The organism is Roseateles violae, from assembly GCF_030410485.1.
GTDB classification, from domain to species: domain Bacteria; phylum Pseudomonadota; class Gammaproteobacteria; order Burkholderiales; family Burkholderiaceae_C; genus Roseateles_D; species Roseateles_D violae.
On the sequence record NZ_JAUHHC010000004.1, the window covers coordinates 663987 to 674958 of the forward strand.

Consider the following 10972-nt stretch of genomic DNA (forward strand, 5'->3'; position numbering starts at 1 on the left):
CGAGGCCTGCTTGCGGCCGCCTCAGGCGGCCGTCGCCGACTTGGCGAACAGCTCGATCAGCCGCCGCGCCGCCGGCGACAGAAAGCCATTGGCGCGATACGTGACGACCAGGCGCCGCCGCATCTCGGCGCCCTGGACCGGCACCTCCTTCAGGCGCAGAACGCGCCCGCGCCCTTCGAGGTGATAGCGCGAGATGAAGCTCAAGAGGCCGGTCTGCGCGATCAGATCGGGCAGCATCAGCAGCAGCGTCGACTCGACCTGCACCTGGGGGCGCGGCAGCGACTCGCGCTCGAAGGTCTGGTCGAGCCAGTCGCGCGTCGGCGCGCCGGGCGGCTGCAGCGCCCAGCGGTACTTCGTCAGGTCCTTCAGCGTGGCCGGCTGGCGCAGCACTTCATGCTGCTCGCTGGCGGCGACGACGATCACGTCCTCGGCCAGCAGCTGCGAGACATAGCCGGCCTCCTCGCTGCCCTCGGTGCCCACGACCATGTCGAGCTCACCGGCGCGCAGCTGCGGCTTCAGCGCATCGACCAGGCCGACGACGGTGCGCAGCGTGACCTCGGGCGCCTCGGCCAGCAAATCGCGCGCGACCGAGGGCAGGAGGAACTGCGCGGCCGTCGGCACGATGCCCAGGCGCACATGGCCGGTCAGGCCGGCGCCGATCGCCGCCAGCTCCCGCTTCGCATCCTCGACGTCGAAGCGCATGCGCTGCGCCCATTTCAAGAGCACCTTGCCGGCGTCGGTGAGCCGGATGCCGCGGCCCGCCTTCTCGAACAGCGCCGCGCCGCAATCGGCCTCCAGCCGCCGGATGCTGCTGGTCAGCGCGGGCTGGGTGCGGTGCAGCCGCGTCGAGGCCTTGCCCAGATGCTGGAGCTCGGCAATGGTCTCGAAGTAGCGCAGGTCTCGCAGATCCATTCCAAAAGCTCCGTGAATGAATTTCAAGAAAGTATCGATTGGACTTTAGCACCGGCAGAACAAATACTGAGACTCACAAGCCCGGCCATCAAGGTAAGGCACAGACTACAAACGGAGACCGCATGAACATCACCCGTCGCCTGCTGACCCTCGCCGCCCTGAGCGCCTGCGCTGTTGCGCAGGCCCAGTCCTGGCCCGCCAAGCCGATCCGCATCGTCGTGCCCTTCCCGGCCGGCGGCGGCACCGACATCATTGCCCGCGAGACCAGCCAGCGCGTCGCCGCCGCCACCGGCTGGACCTTCGTCATCGACAACAAGCCGGGCGCCGGCGGCAATCTGGGCGTCGACGCGGCGGCGAAGTCGCCCGCCGACGGCTACACGATCGTGCTGGGCCAGACCAGCAATCTGGCGATCAATCCCTCGCTGTACGCGAAGATGCCCTACGACCCGCAGAAGGACCTGACGCCCATCGTGCTGCTGGCCGATGCGCCGCTGGTGCTGGTGACCGGTGCCGGCAGCCGCTACAAGAGCTTCGCCGACGCGCTGAGCGCGGCCAAGGCCGCGCCGGGCCGGATCAACTTCGCCTCGCCGGGCAACGGCACCGTCGCCCACCTGGCGGGCGAGTTGCTCCAGAAGGCCGCCGGGGTCAGCATGCAGCACATCCCCTACAAGGGCGTGGCCCAGGCGCTGACCGATCTGGTCGCCGGCAATGTCGATCTCTACCTGGCCTCGGTGCCCTCGATGCTGGGCCATATCAAGCAGGGCAAGGTGCGCGCGCTGGCCGTCACCTCGGCCCAGCGCGTCGGCGATCTGCCCAATGTGCCGACGATCAACGAGTCCGGCTTCAAGGGCTTCGACGCGGTGACCTGGTTCGGCCTGCTGGCCCCGACCGGCACCCCCAAGGAAGCGATCACCAAGCTGAACACCGAGTTCAACAAGGCGATGACGCAGGCGGCGCTGAAGAAGCGCCTCAGCGACGAGGGCGCCACCACCGTCGGCGGCACCCCGGAGCAGTTCAGTGCCCTGATCCGGGACGAACTGCCGCGCTGGGCCAAGGTGGTCAAGGAGTCGGGCGCGAAGGTCGACTGAGGGGCTTGGCCAGCAGCAGGCCCAGGCCCAGCAGCAGCAAGGCGGCAGCCGACGGCTCCGGAACCGGCGCGAAGGAGCGCATCATGTCCACGCCGGTCGACGAGGTGGCGGTGAACAGGCTCAGGTCGGCCGGCACATAGTTGCCGCTGCCGTCGAGCAGGGAAATGGCCGACACGCCGTTCCAGTACGAGGAACGGCCGAAATCGATGTTCACCGAGCCGGCGGCGGTCGTTTCGCACAGCGGCACATTGAAGCCGCAGTCGATCTTGAAGGTGCTGGCTCTCAGGCGCTCGGTCACGGTGAAGGCGCTGCCCACGGTGAAGGGCAGCGTCATGTCGTGGATGGCGGAGTAGTACAGCGGCCCGCCGGCGACGGCGCTGACGCCGTCGATGGGGAAGCCGCCCGGGAAGGCGGGCGAGGACCGCGCGCTCCATGAGCCAGCGAAGCCGCTGCCGTTGAAGCTCCAGTCTATCGTGCCGCCCATCGAGCCCTGCGGATCGACGAAGCCCTGCAAGCTCACGCCGACCGTGATCTTCCCGGGCGTGCCGTTGAACCCGACCGAGCTGACCAGGATGTCCTCGGCATAGGCGCCCTCGGCGGAAGCGCTGCCGACGACGCCGCCCGCACCGCTGAACGAGGCGGCAATGACCTTGATCACGCCCAGCTGCACCGCGGCATCGGCGCTGCCGCCACCCCCGCCGCCGGAGAAGGCGGACGAACTGCTGAATTCGCCGGTATGCGGATCGGAGCCCTGCTGATCGATCGGAACCTGCGAACCGCTGACGCCCGCATTGCTACGGGCCGAGGTCGAGGACAGCGCCGCCGCATCTAGGCCCGCGCCGAGCAACAGACCGCATAGGGCAAAAGACAGGACACTGCCCGAGAAGCGGTGAGTGCGGCCACCGTCCGTCCTTGGTGTCGACATGATCATCAGCCCTTCCCTGGCCGACCGGCGTTCTACTGCAGACGCCATGCCCGGCCGCCTGGGGACCTTACTGCGGCTCGCAGCAGGTGGCAAGGGCGTGGCCCCGCCGGCTTGGGGATGGGAGGAAGTCGCTGCCTGGCGGCGCCCCGGCGGTGCCGGCGAGTTGCGCGGACAGCGCGGCGAAGAGTCCTAAGGTCGCTGCCGAGCCGCGGGCGCCACGCCTTCGATGCTGGCGCTGCAGCGCGAGCCGCCCGGCACCTTGTCGCCCGGATTGGGCACTTCCAGCCTTGCGACAAAGGTACTGCTGGCCGCGTCGATCACCCGATCAACGCTGCGCACCACGGCATTGAAGCGGGCGCCGCCGACCTGGGCGCGCACGGTCGCCTTGCTGCCCACCTTCACCTGCCCGAAGAGCGCGGCGGGCAGGGCCACGTCGGCGCGCATCGGGTCGATCTGCGCCACCTTCAGCACCGGCTTGCGGCCGCTGCCGGCCTCGGCCAGTTCGCCCACATTGAGCATGCGGTCGACGACCACGCCCGCGAAGGGCGCGCTGACGGTGCGCAGCGCCAGCTGTTCCTGGGCGCGCAGCAGCTCGACCTTGGCCAGTTCGCGGTTCTCCAGCGCCGTCAGCAGCTCGGCCTCGGCCAGGCGCTTCTCGGCGTCGGCCTCGTCGCGGGCCTGCATTGAGATGAACTTCTCCTTCTCGAGATCGGTCAGCCGCACCTGCCGCTTGGTGGCGTAGTCGTTGCGATTGCGCGCGGTGGACAGCGGCCCCTCCAGCTTGCTGCGCAGGCGCGCCAGCTCGACGGCCGCCTTCTCGCTCTGCGATTGCAGCTCCACCAGCGGCTGGCCACGCCGGATCACGTCGCCGCGGTTGACCGTGATCGCGCCGATGATGCCGTCCACCGGCGTGCGCACCTCGATCACCTGCCAGGGCTCCAGCAAGCATTCGAAGCCGCCCTCCTCGGCCGCGGCGGCCGTCCCCGCAGTGGCCGCCTGCAGCGCGACCACCAGCATCCATCCCGCAACTGGGCGCACGATCATTCGCCTCTCCCCGAAAAAGACAGCATCGCCGCCAGACGGCGGTCATGTTTCAGGCTCGCCGTGCGCGCGCCGCGGCTGCGCGCCTCGGACGAGGCCTGCGCCACGCGGCGCAGCAGCCACAGCAGGGCCGTCGGCAGCTCGCCGCGCGCCGCGTGCAGGCGCAGCAGGAAGCGGCTCAGCCGCGGCGCATGGACGCGGAACAACTCGTCGTCGGCGGACACGAGGGCCTCGCCGCTGCCCGGATCACCCTGGCGCGCGGCGCGGCCGAAGAGTTGGCGGTCGATGCGCGCCGACTCGTGGTACTCGGTCAGGATTACATGCATGCCGCCGCGTTCCGCCACGCCGGCGCCCAGCTGGATGTCGGTGCCGCGGCCGGCCATATTGGTGGCCACCGTCACCGTGCCGGGCGCGCCGGCGCGGGCGACGATCTGGGCCTCATCGCGATCATGCTTGGCATTGAGCACGACATGGTCGATGCCCGCCGCCGCCAGCCGCAGGGATAGTTGCTCGGAGGCCAGCACGGTACGCGTGCCCACCAGCACGGGTCGACCCTGCTCGATGGCATGGCGGCGAACGCTGTCGACGACGGCGCTCCAGCGCGCCTCGCCGTCACGCAGGCAGCGTGGCGCCGCGCGCCGCGCCTGCGAGGGCCGATGCAGGGGCACGCGCCAGACCGGCAGGCCGTAGACCCGGCCGATCTCGGCCGCGACCTCGGTCGCGGTGCCGCTCATGCCCGCCAGGCGCAGATAGCGGCGGAAGAAACGCTGGTAGGTGATGCGCGCCAAGGTCACGCGCTCGCCGGTCGCCGCCAGGCCCTCCTTGGCCTCGATCGCCTGGTGCAGGCCGCGCTCCCAGGCCCGGTCGGCCATCACGCGGCCGGTCGATTCATCGACGATCTGCACCTTGCCCTCGACCACCACGTACTGCTGATCGCGGTGGTACAGCCAGCGGGCGCTCAGGGCCTGGGTCACCGCCTCGGCGCAGCCGCGGCGCGTGGCCTCGGGCGGCAGCATGGCGCCGTCTTCCAGCGCCGCGTCCACGCGCTCGCGCCCGAGCTCGCTCAGGCGCACGCGCATCAGCGCACGCTCGATCTCGAAGTCCTCGCCCGGTCGCAGCGTGGCGGCAAAGGCGAGCGCCCAGCCCACCAGTGCCGCGTTCTCGCTGCCGGGGACCGTCGCCGACAGGATCAGCGGCGTGCGCGCCTCGTCGATGAAGACGCTGTCGGCCTCGTCGACGATGGCAAAGGCCAGACCGCGCAGCACCGTCGGCGTCGGCGTCCCGGCCGGTGCCACGGCCTGCGCCAGCGCCCGGTGCAAGGGGCTGGCGCGGTCGCCCAGGGCCGTGCGGTCGCGCAGGTAGTCGAAGGTGAGTTCCTTGTTGCTGCAGTAGGCGATCTCGCCCGCGTAGACGAGGCGCCGCTCCTCGCGCGTCAACTCGTGCACGATGGCGCCGCAGCGCAGGCCGAAGAAGGCGTAGAGCGGCGCCATCGCCTCGGCATCGCGCGCGGCCAGGTAGTCGTTGACCGTCACGACATGCACCGGCAGGCCCACCAGCGCCGCCGCGCAGACCGGCAGCGTCGCGGCAAAGGTCTTGCCCTCGCCGGTCGCCATCTCGACCAGGGCACCGTGCAGCAGCAGCCAGCCGGCGTGGACCTGGCTGTCGTAGTGGCGCTTGCCCAGCACGCGGCCCGCCACCTCGCGCACCAGGGCGAAGAAGGCCGCCGTGGCCGCGGCACCGAAGCGGCTGCGCCGCAGCTCGTGGCGCAGCGCGGCGGCGCGCTGGCGCAGCTGCGCATCGTCCAGCTGGGCCATCTCCGCCTGATGCGAGCGCGTCATCGCCACCACGCGGCGCGCACTGGCGGCCCGGCCGCCCATCATGCGCAGCGCCGGGCGCACGCCGCCATGCCACAGGCCCAGGGCCAGCTCGTCGTGCCAGGCCGGCGGACGCTCGTCGCGCTCGGCATAGGGCCGGCCGCTGGCCAGATCGCGCGGGCTCAGCCGCAGCAGCAGCGACTCAGACATCGAAGTGGCGCAGGAAGAGGCGCCGCAGCGGTGGCCAGGCCTGCTGCAGCAAGGTGGCAGGCGCGTGCGTGAAACGCAGGTGCACGCGTTCGCCGTAGCGCAGCTCGCGCCCGGCCAGGCCGTCGATCTCGACATCGAGCTGGAATACGCGGTCCAGCGTGCGCAGGCCCTTGGGGTCGCGCGGGTCCGCCGCGAACGCGCCGCCGCCGGCCTGCGTCAGGGCAAGACTTGGCACCTCGTCGCGCCCGGCCGGCACCTGGCGCACGACGCGGCCGGGCCAGGTCTGCCCCGGCTCGCTGGCGCGGCGCACCTGCACCTGCAAGGTCGAGGAGCTGACATCGTCGACCGCCGCCTGATCCAGCACCACGCGCACCGTCGCCGGCGTGTCGCCCAGCACATAGCCGATGACGGCGCCCTGGGCGAGATGGCGGCCCGGCAGATCGCTGGCCCGCGGCACCATGTAGCGGCCGCTGGTGGCCGCCGTGACCAGCAGGCCCTGGGCCCGCCCCTGCGCCCGCGCCAGCGCGGACCGCGCGTGCAGCAGTTGCTCGCGAACGATCTCGGCGCGCGCGCGGTCGGCCACGAACTCGGCCGCGTAGCTGGCCTCCAGCTCGTCGACGCGCGCCTGCAGCAGCTGGACCTCGGCGTCCAATGCCGGGTCGACGCTGCGCGCGAGCAGGGCGCCCGCTTCGACCAGCGTGCCCGGCGGCGTCTCGAAGCTGCGGAAGAAACCCGGCGCGCCGGCGCGCACGATGGACTGCTCGGGCAGCCACAGCACGCCCTGGGCCACGGTGCGGTGCGGCAGCGGCAGCACCGCCACCAGCACAAACAGCGCCAGCGCGCTGGCGGCCAGGGTCAGGCGCACGCGCCCGGCACGTTCGCGCGCCTCGGGCAAGGCGCGCAAGGCCTTGAAGGCCTTGAGCATCGGCGTCAGGGTCATCATCACGACCGCCAACAAGGCCAGCACGACACCGATGACGAAGAAGCGCGAGCCGATGAACAGCGCGATGGCCAGCGAGACGAACACCCGGTAGACCGCCGAGGCCAGGCCATAGCAGGCGAACCACCAGCGCTCGGAGCGCGTCTGCGCCGGCGACTCCAGGTCGCGCAGCCGCAGCAGGTAGCGCTGCAGCAGATAGCCCCAGTAGCGCGCGGACTGGGCCGCCAGATTGGGCAGCTCGATCAGGTCGGCCAGGATGTAGTAGGCGTCGTAGCGCAGCAGCGGGTTGCCGTTGAAGACCAGGGTCGAGATGCCGGCGACGAAGATGATGTTGAAGCAGACGGCGCGCACCAGGCCGGGCTCGACCGCCAGCCAGGCGTAGAAGGCCAGGGCCGCGAGAAAGAGCTCGACCATCATGCCGGCGGCGCCGATCAGCGCCCGCTGCCAGCGCGAGCGCAGCACATTGGCGGCCGAGGCATCGACATAGGGCACCGGCATCAGCACCAGCACCATCAGGCCCATATCGTGCACCTCGCCGCCCGCCGCGCGGGTGGCGGTGGCATGGCCCATCTCGTGCAGCGCCTTGATGAAGGGAAAGACCAGCGCCATCAGCAGCAGGTTGTCGGCCTGCAGCACGCGGTCGGACAGATTGCCGGTCAGCTCGCCCCATTGCGCCGGCAGCATCAGCACGGCCGGCAAGACCACGGCCAGCCACAGCAGCAAGGCGCCGCGGCTCCACAGCCGGCGCCACCACGGCGCGTGGCGATCGAGGAAGCGGCCCGGGTCCCACAAGGGCACCCGCAGCGCCATCGGGTTGATCCAGGCGCGCCGACGCTTGGCGCTGGCCTCGCGCTGGCCGCGATCGAAGAGCTCGAGCGCATCCGGCGGCACATCGGTGGCCAGCAGATCGGCACCGTGCAGCTGGCCGAGCAGCTGGATCAGCTCGTCCTGCGTCGGCGCATCGTCGCCCATCTTGTCGCAGGCGATCTGCCACAGCTCGCGCACGCTGCGCTGGCCATCCATGGCCGCCAGCACCAGCCGCGCCGCCGGCGTGAAGCGGTGCACCCGGCCAGAGGCCGGGTCCTGCAGCAGGTACCAGACTCGCTCGCGGTAGCGGTGACGGTGCAGGCGCGCCTGCGCCACCAGGCGCGGCCGCAGCTCGGCGACGCGATACCAGAGGCTGCTCTGCAGCGGCGCGTCGAGCATGGACCGCCTTCCCCGACGCCCTCAGGGCGTCCAGCTCCACAAGGTCAGGCGCAGCCAGTCGACGAAGCTGTGGGTCCAGATCCACAGCAGGCTGCGCTGGCCCACCACGACCTTGCCGATGCCCTGCATGCCCGGCCGCAGCGCGGCCACGGCGGGCCCTTCGATGGCGGCCTCGACCGCGAAGACATTGCGGCCGTCCTGCTGCGTCGAAACGGGGGTGATGCGCTTGACGCCGATAGCCAGCTTCCGGTCCGGTAGGCCCGAGAGCACCAGTTCGCCGCGCTGACCGACCGCCAGGCTGGCGATATCGCGGTCGTCCACCTGCATCATCACGCGAAAGCCCTGCAGCGGCGCCACCTCGAACAGGGTCTGCCCGGTCTGCAGCGGCGAGCCGATCTGCTGGCTGAGATCGCCGGAGACGACCACGCCATCGAAGGGTGCGACCAGGCTGGTGCGCGTCAGGCGCTCTTCGGCCAGCGCCAGCTGCGCCCCGGCCTGGTTGACCTGCGCCGCCAGCACGCCCATCGCGGCGCGGTCGGCTTGCGCCTGGGCCACCGCATAGCGGCGCTGCAGCTGCTCGCGTTCGGCCGTCCACTTGGAGCGTTCCAGCTGCAGATCGCGGTCGTCCAGGCGCGCCAGCGGCTGGCCCTTGCGCACCGTGTCGCCGGCCCGCACCAGGCCCTCGGCGACGAAGCCATCGAAGGGCGCGACGGCGGCGATCTGGGTCGAGCCCTCGACCACCGTGCGGGCGGCGACCCGGTAGTCGGTCTGCCACAGCGCCACGACCGCGATCAGCAGCGCGCCGACCAGCGCGGCGAGCTTCAGCCCGGGGCTGCCCGGCCCGCTGAACTCGCGCATCGCTGCGCGCGCATCGGCGAGCCAGCGTGCGCCCGCGCTGCGCTCGTTGGCGCGCTGCAGCCCCCAGTACGGGCCCAGCAGGACGCCCAGGGCGGCGATCTGGCGCGCCTCGGTCTCGTCGAAGGCCGGGCCGGCGATGCGCTCCAGCGTCATCACCCCGATGGTCTGGCCCTGGCCGCGCACCGGCACCGACAGCATGGCCTGCACACCCAACCGGCGCGCGCTGTCGACATGGGCCAGCGCCCCCAGCGGCTCATCGGCAGGCACCGGCACCTGCACCGGCACCCCGAGGTCCAGCACCTCGTCCATGGCCTCGCCGACCCAGCGCACCAGGTCCGAGCGCGGGTCGAAGACGGCCGAGTTGGACATCACCAGCGGCAAGACCTGACCCGTCCGCTCGAAACCGACCGAGACGCGGTCGCAACGCAGGCGCTGGGCCAGCTCGTTGGCCACCGCCAGCGCGGACGGGTGCAGCTGCAGATGCTGCATGGCCGTGGCCAGGGTCTCGTTGAACAGCGAGGAGCGCGCCAGCTCGGCCTCGCGCTCGAGCAGCTCGAGCTGGCGGAAATGGTCCACCAGCCATGCGGCGCCCCAGTGGATGTCGCGCAGCGCATGCTGCAGATCGGCCAGCGGGCCGGGGCCGATGTCGAACACCACCGCGCCGCACAGCCGCCCGCCCACCTCGATCGGGTAGCCGACATGGGCCAGGCCATCGGCCGCCGGCGGGCCCTCGCCGCCCGGCGCCGCGACCACCCCCTCGCGCTTCTCCAGCGCGCGTTGCGCCACCGCCGACAGGTATTGCAGATCGCGGCGCGGATCCGGCCAGACCGCGGCCACGCCGAAGCTCGCCGTCTGGCCCTCGCTGGTCAGCAGCAGGGCCGCGCGCGCGCGCTGGATGCGCGTGGCCAGCAGCGCCAGCCAGGCGGTGTAAAGCTCGGCCGCATCGCTGGGCGCCGTGAAGCGCGCCCAGGCCGCCGATTCGGCGCGGCTGCGCTGCTCGTCGGCCAGCGAGTAGACCGGGGCGTTGCTCTGCATCGGGCGCTAGACGGGTCTCGTCAGGCGGCCTCGCCGGTCGTCGCCGGCGCTTCGGCGACGGTTTCCTCGGACAACGTGCCAATCAGGCGGTCCTTGATGTCGATGAAATTGCGCATCGAGTGCATCTGCAGGTAGAGCAATTCCAGCTCGTCGGTCTTGGCCAGGCCGGCAAGTGCCTCGCCATCGAGCTTGCGCAGCTTCTCGCGGCTGACGCCATGAAAACCGTTCAGCGACAGCTTGGCGCCCGCGGGGGTCGTCACCTGGGCCTGCATCGGTTCGAGCAGGCCGAGATCGCGCACCTTGCGTCCGAACTGGCGGGTGCGCTCGAACTGCGCCTGGTATTCCTGCAGGAACTTCAGCACGCGCTCGACATAGGCCGTCGGCTTGCCGTCCTCGCCGAACAGGCGTTCGCCGCGACCCTCGCGATTGACGCCGGGGTGCGACTCGTCGATACACAGCGTTAGGGTCTTGCCGTCGGCGCTGCCGGAGAACACGAAGGGGTAGCGCCGGATGAAGGCCGGCACGTACTTGGCCTGCCACTGGCGGTCGGCCGCCAGGTAGAGGTTCTGATCGCCCTTGACGCCCAGCACCGCGGCCGGCAGCACCTCATCGCCGGCAATGGTGAAGACGATCGCGTACTCGACCGCCGCGCGCAGGAACTCCACCGCCATCAGTGGCACGGCATTGATGGTCGCGGTGAACGCGTAGTCCGCACTGGGCTCGAGCGACACATTGGCGTGACGCCCGGCCGATACCGGCACGGCGGTTTCGTAGATCAATAGCTGCTTGCTCATGGACCTCTCCGTTCGTGATGGATTCCGGGCTGCGATCGCGCGCAGGCGATCACAGCGTATAGCAGTTGGTCACTTCGTAAGCTGGTGTAAACCTGGGGGCCGCGCGTGCCCAGCAAGACATGGCACCACGGCCGTGGGCCTGTGCCGCC

At 71.1% G+C, this 10972-nt stretch carries 8 protein-coding genes; 1 reads left to right on the top strand and 7 read right to left on the bottom strand.

The window, feature by feature from the left end:
* Window positions 1–21 precede the first annotated feature (21 nt).
* Window positions 22–912: a LysR substrate-binding domain-containing protein gene (locus QWJ38_RS17505; protein ID WP_290360387.1), complete on the bottom strand. Its 891-nt coding sequence runs from the start codon at window positions 910–912 to the stop codon at window positions 22–24.
* A 122-nt stretch (window positions 913–1034) separates the two neighbouring features.
* Here QWJ38_RS17505 and QWJ38_RS17510 point away from each other — a divergent pair, with 122 nt between their 5' ends.
* Window positions 1035–2000, top strand: coding sequence for a Bug family tripartite tricarboxylate transporter substrate binding protein (locus QWJ38_RS17510; RefSeq protein ID WP_290360388.1), 966 nt, complete (start codon window positions 1035–1037; stop codon window positions 1998–2000).
* Here the strand turns inward: QWJ38_RS17510 and QWJ38_RS17515 are convergent.
* The 6 genes from QWJ38_RS17515 to QWJ38_RS17540 form a co-directional block, all read right to left on the bottom strand.
* A complete protein-coding gene (locus QWJ38_RS17515; protein ID WP_290360389.1) occupies window positions 1972–2847 on the bottom strand; it encodes a PEP-CTERM sorting domain-containing protein in 876 nt (291 codons plus the stop codon). The genes QWJ38_RS17510 and QWJ38_RS17515 overlap by 29 nt on opposite strands.
* A gap of 267 nt (window positions 2848–3114) precedes the next feature.
* Window positions 3115–3969, bottom strand: coding sequence for an efflux RND transporter periplasmic adaptor subunit (locus tag QWJ38_RS17520; RefSeq protein WP_290360390.1), 855 nt, complete (start codon window positions 3967–3969; stop codon window positions 3115–3117).
* A complete protein-coding gene (locus QWJ38_RS17525; RefSeq protein WP_290360391.1) occupies window positions 3966–5990 on the bottom strand; it encodes a preprotein translocase subunit SecA in 2025 nt (674 codons plus the stop codon). Before QWJ38_RS17525 ends, QWJ38_RS17520 begins: the two co-directional genes overlap by 4 nt.
* Complete coding sequence (locus tag QWJ38_RS17530; protein WP_290360392.1) at window positions 5983–8136, bottom strand: site-2 protease family protein; 2154 nt, start codon at window positions 8134–8136, stop codon at window positions 5983–5985. Before QWJ38_RS17530 ends, QWJ38_RS17525 begins: the two co-directional genes overlap by 8 nt.
* Window positions 8137–8157: 21 nt before the next feature.
* Entirely contained in the window at window positions 8158–10029 is a 1872-nt protein-coding gene (locus QWJ38_RS17535; protein WP_290360393.1) for an efflux RND transporter periplasmic adaptor subunit, read from the bottom strand.
* A gap of 20 nt (window positions 10030–10049) precedes the next feature.
* Complete coding sequence (locus tag QWJ38_RS17540; protein WP_290360394.1) at window positions 10050–10823, bottom strand: SapC family protein; 774 nt, start codon at window positions 10821–10823, stop codon at window positions 10050–10052.
* Window positions 10824–10972: the final 149 nt, after the last annotated feature.

Bases quoted from the DNA above. Each gene is read 5' to 3' on its own strand.
- QWJ38_RS17505 (WP_290360387.1), bottom strand. From the start codon at position 912: ATGGATCTGCGAGACCTGCGCTACTTCGAGACCATTGCCGAGCTCCAG.
- QWJ38_RS17510 (WP_290360388.1), top strand. From the start codon at position 1,035: ATGAACATCACCCGTCGCCTGCTGACCCTCGCCGCCCTGAGCGCCTGC.
- QWJ38_RS17520 (WP_290360390.1), bottom strand. From the start codon at position 3,969: ATGATCGTGCGCCCAGTTGCGGGATGGATGCTGGTGGTCGCGCTGCAG.
- QWJ38_RS17525 (WP_290360391.1), bottom strand. From the start codon at position 5,990: ATGTCTGAGTCGCTGCTGCTGCGGCTGAGCCCGCGCGATCTGGCCAGC.
- QWJ38_RS17530 (WP_290360392.1), bottom strand. From the start codon at position 8,136: ATGCTCGACGCGCCGCTGCAGAGCAGCCTCTGGTATCGCGTCGCCGAG.
- QWJ38_RS17535 (WP_290360393.1), bottom strand. From the start codon at position 10,029: ATGCAGAGCAACGCCCCGGTCTACTCGCTGGCCGACGAGCAGCGCAGC.
- QWJ38_RS17540 (WP_290360394.1), bottom strand. From the start codon at position 10,823: ATGAGCAAGCAGCTATTGATCTACGAAACCGCCGTGCCGGTATCGGCC.